Annotated in this window: 17 protein-coding genes; 6 read left to right on the top strand and 11 right to left on the bottom strand. The window is 52.2% G+C overall.

Features of this window, described 5'->3' with window-relative positions:
* The first annotated feature begins 21 nt into the window (after positions 1-21).
* Positions 22-717, top strand: a complete 696-nt coding sequence (locus tag AB8809_RS13385) for an extensin family protein (RefSeq protein ID WP_349856310.1) — start codon at positions 22-24, stop codon at positions 715-717.
* A gap of 19 nt (positions 718-736) precedes the next feature.
* Here the strand turns inward: AB8809_RS13385 and AB8809_RS13380 are convergent, their stop codons facing one another.
* The 4 genes from AB8809_RS13380 to yebS form a co-directional block, all read right to left on the bottom strand.
* A complete protein-coding gene (locus AB8809_RS13380) occupies positions 737-928 on the bottom strand; it encodes a YebW family protein (RefSeq protein WP_349856309.1) in 192 nt (63 codons plus the stop codon).
* Between the two features lie 118 nt (positions 929-1,046).
* Complete coding sequence (gene rsmF / locus AB8809_RS13375; protein WP_349856308.1) at positions 1,047-2,501, bottom strand: 16S rRNA (cytosine(1407)-C(5))-methyltransferase RsmF; 1,455 nt, start codon at positions 2,499-2,501, stop codon at positions 1,047-1,049.
* A gap of 144 nt (positions 2,502-2,645) precedes the next feature.
* Positions 2,646-5,288 carry an MlaD family protein gene (locus tag AB8809_RS13370; protein ID WP_349856307.1) on the bottom strand — a complete coding sequence of 881 codons (2,643 nt, stop codon included), beginning with the start codon at positions 5,286-5,288 and terminating at the stop codon, positions 2,646-2,648.
* 2 nt (positions 5,289-5,290) lie between these two features.
* The gene (gene yebS, locus AB8809_RS13365; RefSeq protein ID WP_015840093.1) at positions 5,291-6,571 is read right to left on the bottom strand and encodes a membrane integrity lipid transport subunit YebS; all 1,281 of its coding nucleotides are present in this window, start codon (positions 6,569-6,571) and stop codon (positions 5,291-5,293) included.
* 292 nt (positions 6,572-6,863) lie between these two features.
* Between yebS and AB8809_RS13360 the strand changes: the two genes are divergently transcribed.
* The 3 genes from AB8809_RS13360 (at position 6,864) to prc (ending at position 10,248) form a co-directional block, all read left to right on the top strand.
* Positions 6,864-7,370, top strand: coding sequence for a GAF domain-containing protein (locus AB8809_RS13360; RefSeq protein WP_015840094.1), 507 nt, complete (start codon positions 6,864-6,866; stop codon positions 7,368-7,370).
* An 84-nt stretch (positions 7,371-7,454) separates the two neighbouring features.
* Entirely contained in the window at positions 7,455-8,213 is a 759-nt protein-coding gene (proQ, locus tag AB8809_RS13355; protein WP_349856306.1) for an RNA chaperone ProQ, read from the top strand.
* Between the two features lie 19 nt (positions 8,214-8,232).
* Positions 8,233-10,248 (top strand): carboxy terminal-processing peptidase, encoded by a 2,016-nt coding sequence (gene prc / locus AB8809_RS13350; RefSeq protein WP_015840096.1) that lies wholly within the window; start codon positions 8,233-8,235, stop codon positions 10,246-10,248.
* Between the two features lie 140 nt (positions 10,249-10,388).
* Here prc and AB8809_RS13345 read toward each other — a convergent pair whose 3' ends face one another.
* The 3 genes from AB8809_RS13345 to AB8809_RS13335 form a co-directional block, all read right to left on the bottom strand.
* Positions 10,389-11,246: a helix-turn-helix transcriptional regulator gene (locus tag AB8809_RS13345; protein WP_349856305.1), complete on the bottom strand. Its 858-nt coding sequence runs from the start codon at positions 11,244-11,246 to the stop codon at positions 10,389-10,391.
* Between the two features lie 46 nt (positions 11,247-11,292).
* Complete coding sequence (locus AB8809_RS13340; RefSeq protein ID WP_015840098.1) at positions 11,293-11,925, bottom strand: YbhB/YbcL family Raf kinase inhibitor-like protein; 633 nt, start codon at positions 11,923-11,925, stop codon at positions 11,293-11,295.
* Between the two features lie 397 nt (positions 11,926-12,322).
* On the bottom strand, positions 12,323-13,144 hold the full coding sequence (locus AB8809_RS13335) for a helix-turn-helix transcriptional regulator (RefSeq protein WP_349856304.1): 822 nt from the start codon (positions 13,142-13,144) through the stop codon (positions 12,323-12,325).
* A gap of 141 nt (positions 13,145-13,285) precedes the next feature.
* Here AB8809_RS13335 and AB8809_RS13330 point away from each other — a divergent pair, with 141 nt between their 5' ends.
* Entirely contained in the window at positions 13,286-14,512 is a 1,227-nt protein-coding gene (locus tag AB8809_RS13330; RefSeq protein WP_349856303.1) for an MFS transporter, read from the top strand.
* 205 nt (positions 14,513-14,717) lie between these two features.
* Positions 14,718-15,254 (top strand): methylated-DNA--[protein]-cysteine S-methyltransferase, encoded by a 537-nt coding sequence (locus AB8809_RS13325; protein ID WP_182099646.1) that lies wholly within the window; start codon positions 14,718-14,720, stop codon positions 15,252-15,254.
* 67 nt (positions 15,255-15,321) lie between these two features.
* On the opposite strand, the gene potD is transcribed toward AB8809_RS13325, so the two are convergent.
* The 4 genes from potD to potA all read right to left on the bottom strand — a co-directional run bounded on the left by potD (position 15,322) and on the right by potA (position 19,188).
* Positions 15,322-16,365 (bottom strand): spermidine/putrescine ABC transporter substrate-binding protein PotD, encoded by a 1,044-nt coding sequence (gene potD, locus AB8809_RS13320; RefSeq protein ID WP_349856302.1) that lies wholly within the window; start codon positions 16,363-16,365, stop codon positions 15,322-15,324.
* A gap of 90 nt (positions 16,366-16,455) precedes the next feature.
* Positions 16,456-17,232, bottom strand: a complete 777-nt coding sequence (potC, locus tag AB8809_RS13315; RefSeq protein WP_129704678.1) for a spermidine/putrescine ABC transporter permease PotC — start codon at positions 17,230-17,232, stop codon at positions 16,456-16,458.
* Positions 17,229-18,089, bottom strand: a complete 861-nt coding sequence (potB, locus tag AB8809_RS13310) for a spermidine/putrescine ABC transporter permease PotB (RefSeq protein ID WP_180776906.1) — start codon at positions 18,087-18,089, stop codon at positions 17,229-17,231. The genes potC and potB overlap by 4 nt, the downstream gene beginning before the upstream one ends.
* Positions 18,073-19,188 (bottom strand): spermidine/putrescine ABC transporter ATP-binding protein PotA, encoded by a 1,116-nt coding sequence (gene potA / locus AB8809_RS13305; RefSeq protein ID WP_349856301.1) that lies wholly within the window; start codon positions 19,186-19,188, stop codon positions 18,073-18,075. The genes potB and potA overlap by 17 nt, the downstream gene beginning before the upstream one ends.
* Positions 19,189-19,191 lie beyond the last annotated feature (3 nt).

Genomic DNA, 19,191 nt, shown 5'->3' with positions numbered 1-19,191 from the left:
AATAATCGGGGGACGATGCTGATGCGAGGATGGTTGATATTTTTGGTAATTCTGGGGACGTTAGTGGCGTTGGCTCCCTGGATCCAACGTCACCTTCCCCCTGGTTACGATCCCTTCTCTCCACTGTCTGTCGATGATCCGCCCACGTTTATCACCCGGCTGAAAATGAAATCGGTCGCCAGCGATCCTGAAGCCTGTTTGGCGGTGTTAAAGCAGGCACAGGAAAGTGGGCGACTCCGCTTCTCTGAGGCTAATGATGTCAGTGGACAATGTCCGGTGGTGTCGCCTGTTCGGGTACAAAGTTTTGGCGCAGTCGCACTGAGTTCCAGTTTCCTTGCGAGTTGTCCGCTGGCGCTGAGTAGCACCATGTTTGTGGCGCAGGTTGCGGGACCGCAGGCACAATCGCTCGGTTCATCGCTGGCGCGTATCGACCATATGGGCAGCTACGCCTGTCGCAATGTCTATCATCGGCCAGAAGGACGTTTGAGTGAGCACGCGACGGCAGACGCGTGGGATATCGCAGCTTTCCGTCTCTCTGATGGACGGCAGGTGAGCGTCCTGAATCAGTGGTCGGCAACGGACGAACGTGGCAGCTATTTGCGCACCACGTTCAGGGAAAGCTGTCGCTTTTTCGGTAATTCGCTGGGGCCGGAATACAACGCCGCACATGCTAATCACTTTCATTTTGGTATGCGCGGTTTTGGCGTGTGTCGATGAGAATACGCAGACGGAAAAACTAAAAATCAGCGTATTCCTGAGCAGGTATCCAGAAGCCATCAATATACTCTTCGATGGGGAAACAGCCTGCGCGGCGCAGACGTTGTTCGTCCATCGCTCGCAGACACTGCGCTTCGGTGTTGTAGGCACCGACGACCACATCGTCACAACCATGCCCGAGATAACAAACAAATATCACTAACGCAAACATGCCGTTCTCCAGACGTTACTGATTTTCTCTCTAGAGATGATAGATGAAAATCCATGAGGAAAGAGAGAACGCGCGGTTCATCAGGTGGTTTTATCGCCACCTGATGCAGAAACCGCATTTATTCTTTAGCAAGTTGCTGGGCGGATGATGCGCCATCTCGCACTAAATCGCGCGGCAGGCTATTTTTTATCCGGCTATTGATACGCTTGGCCAGACCGACTGGCGTGTTCTGGTAGGTTAAAATCAGCTCATCTGAAGTAGGCAGCGGTTTGGGATAGCAGTCTTTGCCCTGGAACCACTCGCAGGCGATGTCATCGGTCAGTGCGTAGGCATTATTTGCGTTTGGATCGGCCAGAGCGACAATCGCTTCATGTTGCCAACGGAAACCTTTAGGGAAGCGTTCGGCGAGTTTAATGCCAATACGCGAGAATTTGATGTTGCCAAAAGCGGAGGTGAGCGCCGCAGGGAAAAGCCAGATCTCGCTATCACGCTGCCACAGTTGCAGTAGCGTCTCATCCCAGTGAATGCCCTGTTTATGTGCCGCTTGTATGAGTGGCACGCAATCTTTGGGGGCAACCGGAGAGAACGGGAATTTACCGACTTTATAACCCGGGCGCGGCAGCGGCGGCACGCTAGCGGTTTTCCGCAAACGGGCAACAAAAAAGCCTTCGCTGTCATAAATCTGCGGGAAAACGTGCAGGAAGCCGTCTTCCGTTGTGGCGCGTTCGGCATCGGTGAAGAGATCCCGTAACGATTCAAATTCACACGCATCGGGAAATTGCGCCTGTAGCCAATGGCAGACCTGCTGGTTTTCCTGCTTATTCAGCGTACAGGTGGAGTAAATCATCACACCGCCGGGCTTCAGGGCATGGAACGCGCTCAGAATCAGGTCGCGCTGGGTGGCGGCAATCTCGGTAATACTCTCCGGCGACCAGTGGCTCATCGCCGCCGGATCTTTACGTACCACACCTTCACCGGAACACGGCGCATCCAGCAGTATTGCATCAAAATACTCCGGCAGCGCTGCGCCAAAAACGCGTCCGTCGAAGTGTGTCATCGCGGTATTACTGACGCCGCAGCGGCTGATATTGGCATGCAGCACTTTTACCCGGCTAGCTGAATATTCGTTGGCGACGATAGCCCCTTTGTTATCCAGCCGTGCTGCGATTTGCGTTGTTTTAGAACCCGGTGCTGCCGCGACGTCCAAAACCGTTTCCAGCGCTTCGTTACGATGAAATAGGGCACTGACGGGCAACATGGAACTGGCTTCCTGAATATAAAACAGCCCGCTCAGGTGTTCCAGCGTATTACCTAGCCGCGTGTTTTCCTCTTCCGCATTCAGCAGCCAGAAGCCTTCCTGACACCAGGGAATTGGCTCAAGCTGCCAGCCATAAGGCTGCACGAGCCGAAGAAAGGCCTCGACGCTAATTTTTAACGTATTGACGCGGATGCTCCGGCGCAGCGGACGCTGGCAGGCGGCAATGAAATCGTCCATCGAAAGCGATGAAGGCATGATGTCTCGCATCGTGTCGAGAAATTCAGCAGGCAGGTTGGCTGGGGTAAATTTTGCCACGGCGTGGTTCCGTACAGGTTATTCAGTAAAACGAGGGGAAGAAGCGGCGAAGTGTAGCACGGATCTTTCATGCATCATGCGAAAACGACAAGACGGCGCGTGAAAACGACAGGGCGATCATCGTCGCCCTGTCAGGTGTGAGCGTTAATTATTGGGGGGATTTGGAATCGCCGTACCCCATTGCCGCCACTCTTTAGGTTCCTCGTTTCGTAGCAGGAAATGTTTCCCTTCCTGCGCCTTAGGCGCGAGCGGTGTGCTAGGCGGCGTGGCGAAAGCGATACCGCCGCGAATAAACTGCTGGAAGGTTCCGCTCTTGATGACGCCACCAACCAATCCGAATTCCAGGTTGTAACCCGAAGCCTGCCAGAAGACGGAATTATCTCGCACCAGATGCTGATAGCGTTTGCTGATGCGTAGCGACACGGCGATACGGTCGGAGAGCGTACCCAGTGACAGCCCGGTTACCGTACCGACTTCAATGCCGCGGAACAGCACCGGTGTACCGACCTGCAACGCGCCGGCTTCCGGTGCATCAACGCTGATATTCAGGCCGTCCTGATAGCGAGAATCGGAGATGGTGGCCTGTTGCAGCTCAAAATTGCGCGTGACGCTGCCGTTGCCCGGCTCGACGTTGATATAAGGCTGGAATAGCGTTTCCAGGTGGTTCACACCAGCGGCGGAGATTTCCGGCGTGACGACGGAAAAACGTGTTCCGGCACGAGCGAAATTACGCACATACTCAGGATAGAGCACGGCCTGCACCAGCACTTCGTTGCGTTGTTCGGACAGCTTCAGCGAATCCAACTGACCGATATCAATGCCCAGATAACGGATCGGCATACCCGGCGCGAGTTTACTGGCGTCGTAGGTGCGCAGAATGATGCGGCTCCCCACGGCGCGCGCCGCCGTTTCGTTGTTGTACAGGACACGTTTGCCGCCTTTAATTTCTGGGGCGCCTTCCAGATTATCAAAACTGATAGCCCCCTTAAGCGCCCGATTCAGCGGGGAAGCTTGCACGGTCAGACCCGAGGTATTCAGCTGTACACGGGCTCCGCCTTCTGCCCAGAACACGCTGTTTTCCGTCAGTAGCTTGCGGTGTTCGGGACGAATATAAACGTCAACCTCAAAGGTATCGGCTTTCGGTCGCACCCGCATGATTTCGCCTACCTGGAATTTACGGTACAGCACGATGGAACCGTCCTGAATATCCGGCAAGCTATCGGTCACTAAGGTGAGGGTGGGCGAGGGGGTGGCACCGCGAATACCTTCTTCGGCTTTTTCGAGATCGCTGAACAGCGGGTAACGCGCCTGCACGTCGCCTTTACTGCCCGGTAAAACCTGAATGCCGCCGTTGACCCACTCTTGCGCGCTGGCACCCAGCACTTGAATCCCATCCAGTCCCATCTTCACATTTACGCGGCTGTTAACGATGAATTTGCTGTCGCGGTGCAATAACTGGCGATATCGCGGCTCGATCACCAAAATGAAGCTGACGCCTTGTTCATCCAACGTGCGTTTCACGACCTGACCGATCTGCACGCCGTGCAGCAATACGGGTTGACCGCTATCAATGCCATAGCTTTGTGCCGCCGTCAGCTGAATAGATAGCGCGCCGGGCTGGGTGAGTTGCTGTTGTCCGCTATCCAGGACGGTAAAATGCTGGCGCGGTTCGCCTTCGCCGGGAATGAGTGTCAGCGTTGGGCCACTCAGCAGGCGTGAAACATTCAGATCGCTGAGCGAAAGCTGGGGTTTGCTGAGTTCGATACGCGTGCCTTCCCGCATCAGCGAAACCACGGAAGGATCGATGATCAGCTCTCCGCTGACCTTGCTGTCGACTGGGTTCAACGTGATTTTATTCAGCGTGCCGACTTCCAGCCCCTGATACATCAGCGGCGTGCGACCTTCGGATAGACTGTCGCCCGAAGGTAAATCCAGTGTGATTTTTACCCCGCGCTGGCTCTGTGCCAGATCGGGATAGAGGCGATAGGATTGCTCGGCACTCGCGTCTTCGCTCTCTTCCGGGGAATCGAACGCGATTGCTCCGTTAACCAGCGCCGCCAGATTCTCCATCTCAATTTTCGCACCGCTGACGCTGATGTCTGCATTAAAACCGGACACGTTCCAGAAGCGGCTATTCTTCTTCACCAGATGGGTAAAACGGCGTTCGACCAGCACGTCAATCATGACACCGCGGCGATCCTGAGAAACCGTATAATCATAGACTTTTCCCACCGGGATCTTACGGTAGTAAACCAGCGAGCCCGTATTCAGTGAGCCGAGGTCGTCCGCATGGAGATGGATCATCAACTCTCCGGTATTCACGCGGTATTTCGGCTGTGTATCCAGCGCGGAAAAGTGCTCTTGCGCCTCGCCGGAACCGGGCATCATACCGATGTAGTTCCCGCCCACCAGCGCATCCAATCCTGAAACCCCGGCAAGAGAGGCTTTCGGCGTCACTAGCCAGAATTGCGTACCGCTGCGCAACGCTTCCTTCATATCGCTTTTGATACTGGCTTCGACCTGTATGGTGCGCAGGTCTTCGCTCAGCTTGATGTTTTGCACGGTGCCGACTTCCACCCCCTGATAGCGCACGGGAGTACGCCCGGCGACAATCCCATCGGCGGAGACGAAATCAATGGTGACGGTGGCGCCACGCTCTTGCTGATTGGTGTAAATCAACCAGCCAGCAATCATCAGTGCAATCAGCGGCAGCAGCCAAAAAGGTGACAGGCGACGCTTGTTTTTCACCGTCGCTTCGGTTGGTGTCCCGGACGTATTATCTTGCATTGTTATTCCACATCAGTGTTATCCCACATCAGTCGGCTATCCAGCCATTCAACGGCAAGGATAGTGAGAATCACCGCTGCGCCAAAGTAAAAAGCAGCAGGCCCCATGGTGAAAGCGAGTAGTTGATCGCGGTTGACGAGTGACATCGTCAGGGCAATCACAAATAAATCGAGCATAGACCATCGGCCGATCCAGCGAATCACGCGCAGCATCTTCATGCGCATCATGATATTGGCTTCTGACCGGAGATGGATGCTCACCAGCAGCCCGAACAACACCATCACTTTCGTAAACGGCACCAGAATACTGGCGATAAACACCACCAGCGCGACAGGAACATTGCCTGATGCGAGTGACAGAATGCCGGAGAAGATCGTGTCTTCCGTGCGGGCACCGTTGACATAAATAATCGATATGGGTAGCAGGTTAGCGGGGAACAGTAAAATGATGGAAGCAATCAGTGCTGCCCAGGATTTTTGCAGACTTTGCCGCTGGCGTAAGCGAAGCGGAATATGGCATCGAGGGCAGCGCCCCCGGTTGTCCGGTGAACTGGTGAAATGGCAGGAAAGGCAGATTCGATAGCGATCCGGCGCAATCAATGGCCTCATGCGTGGATAAAAACGCTGCCAAAGCTGGTCGGTATTTAAGTGAATCAGCGTCAACAGACTTAAGATCATCAGCGCCAGAAAGGCGACCAGCCCGATGCCAGCCTGAACATCCGCGAATTCTCGGACCTTGATCGCCGCGACGGCCATGCCAACCAGATAGATATCCAGCATCATCCACTCTTTTAGCCGTTGCAACATGAGCAGGATGGGCCGCAGATTCATGCCGATTCGGGGAGCAAAGAATAGGTATAACAGCGAAAAGACCAGCGTGAGCGGCGCACCAACGGTACAGAAGGCAACCATGCTTGCCGTGAGCGGATGCCCCTGACGGGTAATTTGCCAAATACCTTCAAACAGGCTGGCATTGATGGTGACGCCCAGAAGACGAATGCTGATTAACGGTTCAGTGAAGGCAAACGGCATCAATACCAGCATGGCAACGGCCATTGCAGCCAGTCGGGAAATCGGCCAGTCTCTGCCTGAGCTGACTTTGGCATCACAGCGTGGACAGTTCGCTGTCTGGTTACGCTTCAACGGCGGCAGCGCAAAAAAAGCATCACATTCTGGGCAACGATGATAACGATCGATTGCGGGTACGGCACTTTTCGCCCCATCGGTTAACGGTGGTCGGGGAGAGGAGTACGGCGCAGGACTGGCGATAGTATGTATTTTCATTGTTCCTGCGATCCGGTAGAAGGTGTTGAGATCCGTTATATTCACGATAGATAACGTATTCACAGCTATTTAGTGTAACTGAAGGCTCACCGAATGATAAATTCATAATAAGGCTCTGATCTCTGCCCGATATTATTTTGCAGGTGGAAATAGCACGATATGCGCGACGGCAGTACAGTAAAGCGAATGATTCTTCGCGCGAAGGCGCTAATCTTATGGCATTCTGTAACCGATGCTAATGCAGTCTGTGCGGGAATTGTTCGCACCGTTTTGAAAAGACAATGATTATTTTATGAATAAACAAGAGTTTTATCAGGATCTCATTCGCGACATGTCATCGCTTATCGCGGATGAAAACCGTTTTATTACGATCTTATCAAACAGTAGTGCGCTGCTGTTTGAGCGTTTGGATGGGGTTAACTGGGCAGGGTTTTACCTGTTGGATAACGACACGCTTTTCCTGGGGCCGTTTCAGGGCAAGGTTGCCTGTGTACGTATTCCTGTTGGCAAAGGTGTATGCGGTGCGGCGATAGCTGAAAATCGCATTCAGCGCGTGGATGATGTCCATGCGTTCCCCGGTCATATCGCCTGTGATGCCGCGAGTAATGCGGAAATCGTGCTACCTCTTGTCGTTAACGGGCAACTGATCGGCGTTCTGGATATTGACAGCACCCTTTATCAGCGTTTTGACGCAGATGATGAAGAAGGGCTGAGGGCCGTAGTTAGCGTACTTTGTGCTCAACTGGAAGCGAGTGATGTGATGACATTCATCAATTCTCTCACGTTGAGACAAGGTTAACGTGGCAATTGCCGATGGCGTCATTATAATGACGCCTGTTCATGCCTGCGCCGGTTGGCAAACCCGTTGTAATCAGGAAATTTCATGGAAAATCAACCTAAGTTGAACAGTAGTAAAGAAGTTATTGCCTTTTTGGCAGAGCGGTTCCCGCTTTGTTTCACCACTGAAGGTGAAACTCGTCCGTTAAAAATCGGTATTTTTCAAGATCTTGTTGAGCGTGTACCCGAGTCCGATAACGTCAGTAAGACGCAATTACGCTCTGCGTTGCGCCTTTACACCTCAAGCTGGCGCTATCTGTACGGTGTAAAATTGGGTGCTCAACGTGTCGATCTGGACGGTAATCCGTGTGGCGAGTTGGAACAGCAGCATGTCGATCATGCCCGCACGCAGTTAGAAGAAGCGAAAGCGCGAGTTCAGGCTCAGCGTGCTGAGCAACAGGCGAAAAAACGTGAAGCAGCCGGAGAGTTGGCAGACGCAGCGCGTACCCCTCGTCCTGCTCAGAAACGTGCGCCGCGTCGCGATGGTTCAAACAATCCATCTCGAAGCAGCTCGTCTCAAACCCATGCATCGCGCAAACCTCGTCAGCCTTCTTCCGGTCAATCGCAGTCCTCTCCTCAGCAATCAGCCAATGCTCAACAGCGTCAGGAAAAACCTGCCAGCAATGAGCGTCAGCGGGTTGCGGTTACGGATGTTTCCAAACTGCAAATCGGTCAGGAAATCAAAGTCAGAGCCGGCAAAGACGCCATGGATGCCACCGTGCTTGAAATTGCCAAAGGCGAAGTCAGAGTACAATTGGCTTCTGGACTGGCAATGATTGTACGCGCAGAACATTTGCAGTTCTGATACGGAGGCCAACCTGGGCATGAACAACTTAGTCAGAATAACCGCCATCGCAGGCTTACTGCTGGCGGGCTCTAGTTTTGCAAATGAAAATATTACGCGTGTTGATCAGATTCCTCAGCTACATCAGGAACCTCAACATGCCACCGTTAGCGACCGGGTGGCCTCACGTTTTCTGCGTTCGCATTACCGCCAGTTTATGCTGGATGCGCAGTTCTCTGAGAAGATTTTTAATCGCTACCTCAACATGCTGGACTACAGCCACAACGTGCTGTTGGCCTCTGATATCGCGCAGTTTTCCGGGCAAAAAGCCCAGTTGGGCGATGCGTTGAAATCGGGCCAGTTGGATGTGCCGTACGCGCTGTACAATCTGGCGCAGAAGCGTCGGTTTGAGCGTTTTCAATATGCGCTGTCGCTGCTGGATAAACCGGTCGATCTGACGGGCAATGACACGTTTGAGCTTGACCGCAGCAAAGCCCCTTGGCCGCAGAATGTCGGTGAGCTTAACCGCCTGTGGGATGCCAAGGTAAAATATGACTGGCTCAGCCTGAAGCTGACCGGTAAAGATGATAAAGACATCAAAGAGACGCTGACCAAGCGTTACCAGTTTGCGATTCGCCGCTTGGCGCAGAGCAACAGCGAAGATGTTTTCCAACTTGTCATGAACGCCTTTGCGCGTGAAATTGACCCGCATACCAGCTACCTGTCACCGCGTAACACCGAGCAATTCAACACCGAAATGAGCCTGTCGCTCGAAGGGATTGGTGCGGTGCTGCAGATGGATGACGACTACACCATGATTAATTCTATGGTGCCCGGTGGTCCGGCTGCGAAAAGCAAAAACATTACCGTGGGTGACCGTGTGGTTGGCGTCGGCCAAAACGGCAAGCCAATGGTGGATGTCATCGGTTGGCGTTTGGATGATGTGGTCGCACTGATCAAAGGGCCGAAAGGCAGTAAGGTGCGTCTGGAAATTCTGCCCGCAGGCAAAGGGACGAAGACCCGTATTGTTACGCTGACGCGCGAACGTATCCGCCTTGAAGACCGTGCGGTCAAAATGTCCGTCAAGACAGTCGGCAAAGATAAAGTTGGCGTGCTGGATATCCCCGGTTTCTATGTCGGCCTGACGGATGACGTAAAAGTTCAGCTCCAGAAGCTGGAAAAACAGAACGTCAGCAGCATTGTGATTGACTTACGTACTAACGGCGGCGGTGCGCTGACGGAAGCGGTAGGACTTTCCGGCCTGTTTATTCCTAGTGGCCCTGTAGTTCAGGTGCGCGATAATAATGGCAAAGTGCGTGAAGACAGCGACACCGACGGCATTGTGTATTACAAAGGCCCGCTGGTGGTACTGGTAGACCGCTTCAGTGCTTCCGCTTCCGAGATCTTTGCGGCGGCGATGCAGGATTATGGCCGTGCCTTGATCGTGGGTGAACCGACGTTTGGTAAAGGCACCGTGCAGCAGTATCGCTCGCTGAATCGGATTTACGATCAGATGCTGCGTCCCGACTGGCCAGCGCTGGGTTCCGTGCAATACACGATTCAGAAGTTCTATCGCATTGACGGTGGCAGTACTCAGATGAAAGGCGTGACGCCTGATGTGATGATGCCAACCGGCACGGAAACGGTAGATACCGGCGAGAAGTTTGAAGACAACGCGCTACCGTGGGACAGCATCAAAGCGGCTAACTACACGAAGAGTGGCGATCTGAAAGCGCTGATTAGCACACTGAATGAGCATCATCAGGAGCGTATCGCCAAAGATCCTGAGTTCCAGTACGTCGCGCAAGATATTGCCCGCTACAACGCGCTGAAGGATAAGCGCAACATCGTGTCGCTCAATCTTGCTCAGCGTGAGAAAGAGAATGATGACGATGAAGCGATGCGTCTGAAGCGGATTAACGATCGACTGGCGAGAGAAGGTAAGAAACCACTCAAATCGCTGGAAGATTTGCCGAAAGATTATCAGGCTCCCGATCCTTATCTGGATGAAACAGTGAAGATCGCTCACGATTTAGCGCAGGAACAGAAAGACTGATACGCTAAAATCGCCCTGATTGTCTGAGATCGTCAAGCGCCCTGTGGGTTATCCAACAGGGCGCTTTTTTTTGAAGAGCACCGTCGTTTACATTGCCGTGGCGCTGAATGCGGCAGGATGCGCAGCGCAGTAAATGACGATTAACGAATCTTGGTGGGTGAACAGCCAAAACGGGTTTTGAACCGTTCGGAAAAACGCGCCGAGGATTTATACCCGCAGGCTTCAGCCAGACGCTGCATACTCCATGACGTCGTCTGTACCAGCATCATCGCGTGTTGCATTCGCGTCTCCAGCAGCAGCACCTCAAAACGTGTCTGCTCGGCGGATAGCCTCCGGCGCAGCGTGGCTTCGCTCATCGCCAGCCGTCGCCCCGCAGACTGTGCCGTCCAGTAATATTCCGGCTCTTCGCTGATAAGCGCACGTAGCTGTGCTGTAATGCCAGGCTGCGGCGGTGCGCCAAAATGGTATCCCCGTTCCGACAGCACCAGCAGCATATCCATCAGACGCAGTGCGAGACGCGCTTCGGGCAGCGTGTTGTCTGTTATTCCCTTCACCAGATACTGCAGTGTGCAGGTCATATCGTCATCCAACGCGAGGGGCGTGAAGGGGGCAGAATGGTGTGCTGACGGCAATTTTTCAGGGTAGCGATGATAAAACTGCGCCAGAAGCGTGGATGAAAACGTCAGGAAGATTGACCGAAAGACAGAGTCATGACCGCCGGGCGTCTTTGTTAAATCTGCACTTGCACCAGACGTAATCAGGCAAAGCTGAGACGGGCTATCGACAACCGTCGTGTTGTTCTGTTCGAGAATAGTCAATCGACCAGAGAGAACCAACAGAAGCGTGGCCTCATAAAAATGAAAACGCGTTGTCTGCTGCGGTGTGCGTAAGTGGGGTTGCGCTAATGCACACAGGCCATACCGCTGTAGCGGCTGGCTTGACGGCAATGTCCAGCCCGCCTCACGAAGAGGCGGAGTCGCTGAGCGTAATACGGTCACGCTCGTAGCCTGTCATGCTTATAATGCGTCATTATCGTACTTATTATCACAATAATGCTGGGTTCAGCGTATACAGCCCAGTGAGTTTCGCTTCTGCTAATACGGGGGCGTTAGCGAGCGCAGCACGAACATTTGCTCCGTTAAGCTCACCTTCTATCGCTAAAGATGGCGTTGCGAGGGCGTAAAGCGTGAAGACGTAGTGATGGACCAGTGCATCGTTCCACGGCGGGCAAGGGCCATCATAGCCATAGTAGGTGCCTTTCATCTGCTCGTCTGTGGCAAACCAGGCGGTGTAATCATTAATGCCGTGTCTGAGGCCTGTTGGCGCATCCGGGCCTGCTTTCCCACGTGGGGTAATCGTATTGGAATGCGAAGAGGCGGGAATCTCACTGACGTTGGCCGGAATATCCAACAATAGCCAGTGGTAGAAATCGACACGTGGCAGAGACGCGCTAACCTCGCGACCTTCCTGATTCACATCGTCACCACGGCTGGGGACATCCGGGTCGTGGCAGATCAACACAAAAGACTGTGTCCCTGCGGGCGCGTCGCGCCAGGCAAAGTGGGGATTGTGATTAGAAGACAGCGCAATGTGGTTATTTGCATCCGGTACGGCAAAGGCAAACTCGCCTGGGATAGTTTCGCCGTCCTGAAAACTGTGGCTGGAGAGTTGCAGCATGGTGGTGCTCCTTATCGTCGTGATTCTTGTGGGTGTGGAATTATTATAGAAGAAGCGACGCGCAATTATTTTCCTAATACCGTCAGGATAATGCTTTTAGCTGTCAATTTGAGGGCTTTAGATGCCACGCTTTACCAGGTAATGTTAAAAAATGACTCTGATAGGGGAAGCAAGTGATGGCTGCCAAAACCCGTTGAGCGGTGGTACGGATAAATCGTAAAGACGCCATAAACATCCCTGTGCGATCGGCTTGCGCGAATATGAATCTCCACCCTGAGATTTACCGTTATACCATTGTGAATGGCATAAATTTGGCATTGTCAGATTGGCGAAGTTCTGCCGCACGAGCGTACCTGGGGGTTCAAGCCTACCAGCAAGCGTTAGCACATGAACTATGTCACCCATCATGTGAGTCAGACAGCCCTGAAAAACATGAAGGAGTCTGGCCCGTCACTGTGCGAAATGCGGCAATAAAGGAAGAGGGGCATGAAAATCCCAGTTTGTAGGCCACATTTTTGACCGGCATTCCGTTAGAAAGCAGGTCCATGGATACAAAAATCCGCGCCCGTTGCTTCCAGGTCCGAAAACTGCACCCGGTATCCTCTGTGAAATAGCGTGAAAAAGTGCGTTCAGACATTGCAACCAGCTCCGCGAATTCACTCAGGGATACGTTCCATCTATTGTTGACGAGTATATCTTGAGCCACTCTGTGCAACTTATCATCACATGGCATGGCTAGATCTACAGGAAGCGCTTCGGTTTCATTTACGATTCTGAGCAATAATTGGGCGATTAACTTTTGTGTCGAGTGGTTGAACGATTGCTCAAACAAGCTGGATATCAGGTGTTGTGCGAAAGGCGTCATGCCGATGACATGAATGTGATCCAGCGTTTTCATACCGCAGGTTTCCGCCACAAACGAAGGTGTGAAGTACAACGTTCTTAATTCAGTATGAGAAAGCAGGGTGAAGGAATGCCACTGCTCCGCGGGTAGCCAAAGTGATCTTTGAGGAGGTATTACCCACTGTCGGCTACCTGTTTGAACTAACATCACACCTTTTACAGCATAAAGTAGTTGCCCCCGTTTATGCTTGTGTGACGGATTTAATTCACCCCGCTCGTATGATCGGGCGAGACATCCCCAGTCGGAATTGTTCATTTCTATTGTCATCTCATCTGTATCGATTGGCGTATCAAATTCAGTCGATGCCATTATCATAATTTTTTCCGCAAGTATGTACGAATGAAACGACATTGTTTCTGTGAAATAGTCGATGTCAGGCACCGGACTGTAGGGGGGTATGGTGAAAACTGGCATGCAGATAATGTTGTTTTTCACCTGCCAATGAGAAACTAAGATATGTCTTCTACTGAAGTTAGCGAACAAGTACCAACACAATCAAATGTTGGGAGTGACACTGGAAAATTTTTGGTTAACATCGTCGGTGCAGTCGCGTTAACTCATGCATGCAATGATGTTATTCAGGCCACGCTGCCATCAATTTACCCGATGCTGAAAGAAAATTTCACATTGTCATACGCACAGATTGGCATGATTGCGCTGGTTTACCAAATTACGGCCTCCCTTCTTCAACCCTGGGTTGGTTTGTATACCGACAAACGTCCTAAACCCTATCTTCTACCCGCAGGGATGGTTGTTACGTTTCTGGGTATCGGTTTGTTGGCAATAGCTAACAGCTTTACCCTGTTGCTCATCTCTGCGGCGTTAGTTGGAGTGGGGTCGTCCACATTTCACCCTGAGGCCTCACGTGTTGCCCGAATGGCTTCCGGCGGGAAGTTTGGTACCGCTCAGTCGGTTTTTCAGGTCGGGGGAAATGCGGGTACTGCATTCGGTCCTTTGATCGCCGCGCTTTTGATACTTCCCCACGGGCAAATGTCAGTCGCGTGGTTAATGATCATCGCGTTTATCGCCATTGTTATTTTGACTCGTATAAGCCGTTGGACTATTGCTCACGGGCATGCGCAGAGCAAAAAACATGATAGCGTCCGCGGTGAAAGATTACCCCGAAACAAGGTTATTCTTGCCGTTGCAATTGTCAGTGTTTTGATGCTGACGAAGTTCACCTACATCGCCTCCATCAGCAATTACTATACGTTTTACCTGATTCAACGTTTTGATATTACCTTACGTGATGCTCAGTTCTGCCTGTTTGCTTTCCTTGCAGCAGTAGCGATTGGGACGTTTGCTGGTGGGCCGGTTGGCGATCGTATCGGCCGCAAGGCGGTGGTCTGGATATCATTTTTAGGGGTTATTCCCTTCGCTCCGATCCTGCCGCATGCAAATTTTTTCTGGACCGTCACGTTAACACTCATCATTGGTTTTGTACTGTCTTCGGCGTTTGCTGCACTCGTGGTCTATGCGCAAGAAGTTGTGCCAGGAAGGACGGGGATGGTTGCTGGAATTATGTTCGGTACCATGTTTGGTGTGGGGGGAATTGCTGCTGCAGGTTTAGGTAAGTTGGCAGATATCTATGGAATAGTGTCGGTCTATGATGCCTGCGGCTACCTTCCGCTGCTTGGGCTAGCCACTTTGCTGATGCCGGATACGTGCAAAAAATCAAGATAGCCACCGCTGAACAGTCTGTCTTGATATTGATAAGTCATTTATTGTAAGAGTGATCCGCCCTTACATGATGAGTGAATGCGTAAGTGTTGTTAGATCTGTCACCGTTTCATCACAGCCAGTTTTTGTGTTGTTTTAACCTGAAGCAACACATAGCAAATGCTTCAGATGTTTGTTAATGCATTAACCCAACGAAAGGGGACAGCATATGTTTTTCAGCCAGTATGATTCTCCAATGGGAGAAATTACGGTAGCAGCCGATGGGAGAAACTTGACCGGGCTCTGGTTCGTAGGTCAAAAATATTATGCGGGATCCTTTCAAGTCGAACCGTCGATAAGCCCCGAACTTCCGCTTTTTTCTGTCACTAAACGATGGTTAGATGCTTACTTCTCAGGCAAGAATCCCTCCCTCGATGCTCTGCCATTGGCACCAAGCGGCAGTGATTTTAGGCTGGCTGTTTGGCAACGATTATGTCAGATCCCGTATGGTGAATATGTCACATACGGAACGGTAGCCAGAGATGTTGCGGCTGTTATGGGGAAAACCAGTATGTCAGCTCAGGCTACCGGTGGGGCGGTTGGTCACAACCCAATATCTATTATCATTCCCTGCCATCGGGTAATCGGTACCAATAACAGCTTGACTGGGTATGCTGGGGGTATCGCAAAAAAAATTCAGTTACTTGAACTGGAAGGTGTGAACACCATGAATATGAGCGTCCCTATCAAAGGGACGGCTTTGTAATAATTACCGTATCTACCCGATGGGATAAAGAAACAATATCCCCGCCGCGTGATACGGTGTCGCGTGATTAACGACCCGCTTTTAGCTGCTGGAAGTAGGTTTCATACAGCGTACTGGCGCTGCCAACGTCGTTCTGCCATTCACCTTTTGCGATGGTTTCATCATCCGGGTACAGCGTTTTGTCCCCTGAAACCTCCGCCGGCAGTCGTTTTTTCGCTGCCAGATTCGGCGTTGGATAGCCGATAGTTTCCGCAACCTGTGCCGCCACTTCCGGGCGCAGCAGGAAATCGATCAGCTTCATCGCGCCGTCAACGTTTTTGGCGTTGGCTGGAATCGCCAGGCTATCCATCCAGAAGATGCCGCCTTCTGCTGGCCAGATGACATCCAGCGGTGTACCTGCCTGACGCGCCACGTAGGCAGAACCGTTCCACACCATACCCAGATTGACTTCACCTTCGATAAACGGGTTGCCGGGGTTGTCTGAATTGAACGTCAGTACGTTCGGCATCAGTGCTTGCAGCTCTTTATACGCTGCCTCAATTTCTTTCGGATCGGTGGTATTCGCGGAATAACCCAGCTTACGTAGGGCGATTTGAAATACCTCGCGCGCATCGTCCGTCAGCAGCAGGCTGTTTTTATACTTCGTATCCCATAGGTCGGCCCAGCGGGTGACGCTGGCGGGGTCAATCACTTCATGATTAACGCCAATCGCCGTCGCGCCCCAGATATAGGGAATAGAGTAGTCATTGTTCGGATCGAAGGACTTGTGCAGCAGGTTCGGATCGAGATTATGGAAGTTACTGAGCTTGCTGGTATCAATCTTTTGCAGCATGCCTTCTTTGCTCATCTTGGAGATGAAATAGGTTGATGGCACAACCAGATCGTAGGCACCGTCCTTATAGGTTTTCAGCTTGGCATACATACTCTCGTTGGATTCATAGGTGGAGTAAATCACCTTGATACCCGTTTCTTTCGTGAACTGTTCCAACAGGCCCGGCGGCACGTATTCGGTCCAGTTATAGAAATAGAGCGTTTTACCGTCGTTGGCATTGGCGGTGCTGATGCCAAACGCCAGCGTGCAGGCTGCTAGTAGGTGTGGCCACTTTTTCATTATATTTACCTCCATATAGGTCCCAAAGAAAATACCTGCTTGATGTCAAACGGTATGAAAATAGCGGTATTCATCGCGTGAGTCGCTGCCTTATTTTCCGGTGCGGTCACGTAAAATCAGCTGGCTACTGAGCACCAGCACGAGCGATAGAATAAGCAAAATCGTCGCCAGCGCGTTGACTTCAGGGGAGACGCCAACCTTAACCATCGAGTAAATCTTCAACGGCAGAATTTCATACGCGGGGCCGGTGACAAACGAGGAAACCACCACGTCATCCATCGAGAGCGTAAAGCTGAGCAACCAACTGGCCGCTACTGCTGGCATCGCCAGCGGCAGAATGATTTTGCGCAGAATAATGACTTCACTGGCACCCAGGTCGCGCGCGGCTTCCAACATCCGTACGTCAAAACCTTTCAGACGCGAATAGACGGTGACCACCACAAACGGCAGGCAGAACGTGATGTGGGAAAACAGTAGCGACCAGAACCCAAGCGAGATGCCCAGTAGCATAAACAGCACCAGCAGAGAGATCGCCATAACGATATCCGGCGACATCATCACCACGAACAGCATGCCGCCGACAAAAGGTTTGCCGCGAAAGCGATAGCGATACAGTGCGACGGCGGTCAGGGAGCCAATCAGCGTCGCGAACGTTGCGGAAAAAATGGCCATCGTCAGTGAGTGCTGTGCGGCCTGAAGCAGGCTATCGTTGTTCATCAGTAGCCGATACCAGTCCAGCGTAAATCCCTGCCAGTTGATGCCGAAGCGTGCCTGATTAAAGGAGTTCACGATCAGAATAATGATCGGGATATACAGGTAAGCGTAAATGATGGACATAAACCCACCGCGGATTAAGCGTCCGGTCATTCCAGCTCTCCTTTTTTATTCAGCAGGCGCGCTGTGCGGTAGTAGATAAACAGCAGCACGCCCATGACCAGCGTCAGGCAGATACTGGTCGCGGCACCAAACGGCCAATCGCGGATATTGAGGAACTGGCTTTTAATGACGTTACCGATCAGCAGATTCTTGGCTCCGCCCATCAGGTCGGCCACGAAAAACAGTCCCATGGCGGGCAGCAGCACCAGCAGGCAGCCAGCGATAATCCCCGGCATGGTCAGCGGGATTACCACGCGAGTAAAGGTTTGCCACTTATTGGCACCCAGATCGCGAGCGGCTTCAAGGTAGGATTTATCGAGCTTTTCAATGCTGGAATAGAGCGGCAGCACCATAAAAGGCAGCAGGATGTAAATCAGGCCGAGAATGACCGCTTCGGAGGTGTACATGATCCGTAGCGGCGTATCAATTAGGCCAGTCCAGAGCAGAAATTCATTCAGATGGCCGCGCGTGCTGAGAAAGATTTTCAGCCCATAAATGCGGATCAGCGAGTTGGTCCAAAAGGGCACAATCAGCAGAAACAGCATCAGTGGCTGAATTTTTTTCGGTAAGCGCGCCAGAATAAAGGCAAACGGATATCCCAGCAGCAGACAGCAGAGCGTGGCGATAACCGCCATGTTCAGCGAATGCAGCAGGACTGATGCATAAAGCGGATCGACCAGTCGCGTGTAATTTTCCAGCGTAAAGACCAGACTGACGAAATGCGTGTCATCGCGCGTCAGAAAGCTGGTTGCGATGATCATCAGGTTGGGCAGGAAAACAAACAGCACCAGCCAGGCAACGATAAGTGTGATAATGGTGTTTTGAAAGCGTTTACGCGACTTCTTCATCGTGCAGAACGACCTCCCAGCTTTCCACCCAGGTGACGTCGACTTTCTGGTTGAGTGAATGGTCGAAGTCGGGATCGTCTTCGTTAAAGAACTCGCTAACCATGACCATTTTGCCGTTTTCCAACTCGATATTGGATTCCAGCGTCATGCCTTTATAGTTGCGTTCGCGCACGTAGCCCACCATGCCTTCCGCCTGCATACCGTCGCCCAGTTCTTCGACGCGCAAATCTTCTGGTCGTAGCAGCACGTTGAGGTGTTGGCCGACGGTGACCGGGAAACTGACGGTAATAACGCACTCGTGGCCTTCGACCTGAGCGCGAACCCGCTGCTTGTCCAACGGTTCCAGTACGATCGCATCAAAAATATTGATTTCACCGATAAAGCTGGCGACGAACAGGTTTTTCGGTTCTTCGTAGATTTCACGCGGCGTGCCGTCTTGCTCGATGCGTCCATCACGCATCACCACGATACGGTCGGACATGGTCAGGGCTTCTTCCTGATCGTGCGTGACGAAAATAAAGGTGATACCCAGCTTACGTTGCAGCGCTTTAAGCTCATTCTGCATCTGCTTACGCAGCTTATAATCGAGCGCGGACAGGGATTCATCCAGCAGCAGAACTTTTGGTTGATTGACGACGGCGCGGGCGATAGCCACGCGCTGTTGCTGGCCGCCGGACAACTGGTGCGGGCGACGTTGCGCCAGTTCTTCCAACTGCACCATTTTCAGCGCGTCAATCACGCGTGGTGCAATCTCTGCGGCGGGCGTTTTTTGCATACGCAGACCAAACGCAATGTTCTCAAACACGCTGAGGTGAGGAAACAAGGCGTAACTTTGAAATACGGTATTAACGTGTCGCTGCTCGGCGGGCTGGTGGGTGATGTCCTGCTTTTCCAGCATGACATTGCCGCTATCGACTGTTTCCAGACCGGCAATCAGGCGCAGTACGGTGGTTTTGCCGCAGCCGGATGGCCCGAGGATCGTCAGGAACTCACCGTTATTAATGGTGAGATTAAAATGTGAAATGATGTCTTTACCATCAAAGCCTTTATGGACGTTGAGCAATTCAACGACCGGCACAGCCAGGGAGTTTTCTTTCATTAG

Source organism: Pectobacterium aroidearum (assembly GCF_041228105.1).
Lineage (GTDB): Bacteria > Pseudomonadota > Gammaproteobacteria > Enterobacterales > Enterobacteriaceae > Pectobacterium > Pectobacterium aroidearum.
The sequence above is the reverse complement of the archived record's forward strand: the minus strand, read 5'-3'. Positions and strand labels throughout refer to the sequence as shown.

Excerpts from the sequence above, each read along its gene's own strand:
- potD (WP_349856302.1), bottom strand. The coding sequence starts at position 16,365 with ATGAAAAAGTGGCCACACCTACTAGCAGCCTGCACGCTGGCGTTTGGC.
- AB8809_RS13340 (WP_015840098.1), bottom strand. The coding sequence starts at position 11,925 with ATGCTGCAACTCTCCAGCCACAGTTTTCAGGACGGCGAAACTATCCCA.
- AB8809_RS13385 (WP_349856310.1), top strand. The coding sequence starts at position 22 with ATGCGAGGATGGTTGATATTTTTGGTAATTCTGGGGACGTTAGTGGCG.
- potC (WP_129704678.1), bottom strand. The coding sequence starts at position 17,232 with ATGACCGGACGCTTAATCCGCGGTGGGTTTATGTCCATCATTTACGCT.
- prc (WP_015840096.1), top strand. The coding sequence starts at position 8,233 with ATGAACAACTTAGTCAGAATAACCGCCATCGCAGGCTTACTGCTGGCG.
- AB8809_RS13370 (WP_349856307.1), bottom strand. The coding sequence starts at position 5,288 with ATGCAAGATAATACGTCCGGGACACCAACCGAAGCGACGGTGAAAAAC.
- AB8809_RS13360 (WP_015840094.1), top strand. The coding sequence starts at position 6,864 with ATGAATAAACAAGAGTTTTATCAGGATCTCATTCGCGACATGTCATCG.
- yebS (WP_015840093.1), bottom strand. The coding sequence starts at position 6,571 with ATGAAAATACATACTATCGCCAGTCCTGCGCCGTACTCCTCTCCCCGA.
- AB8809_RS13330 (WP_349856303.1), top strand. The coding sequence starts at position 13,286 with ATGTCTTCTACTGAAGTTAGCGAACAAGTACCAACACAATCAAATGTT.
- AB8809_RS13325 (WP_182099646.1), top strand. The coding sequence starts at position 14,718 with ATGTTTTTCAGCCAGTATGATTCTCCAATGGGAGAAATTACGGTAGCA.
- potA (WP_349856301.1), bottom strand. The coding sequence starts at position 19,188 with ATGAAAGAAAACTCCCTGGCTGTGCCGGTCGTTGAATTGCTCAACGTC.
- AB8809_RS13380 (WP_349856309.1), bottom strand. The coding sequence starts at position 928 with ATGTTTGCGTTAGTGATATTTGTTTGTTATCTCGGGCATGGTTGTGAC.
- potB (WP_180776906.1), bottom strand. The coding sequence starts at position 18,089 with ATGAAGAAGTCGCGTAAACGCTTTCAAAACACCATTATCACACTTATC.
- proQ (WP_349856306.1), top strand. The coding sequence starts at position 7,455 with ATGGAAAATCAACCTAAGTTGAACAGTAGTAAAGAAGTTATTGCCTTT.
- AB8809_RS13335 (WP_349856304.1), bottom strand. The coding sequence starts at position 13,144 with ATGATAATGGCATCGACTGAATTTGATACGCCAATCGATACAGATGAG.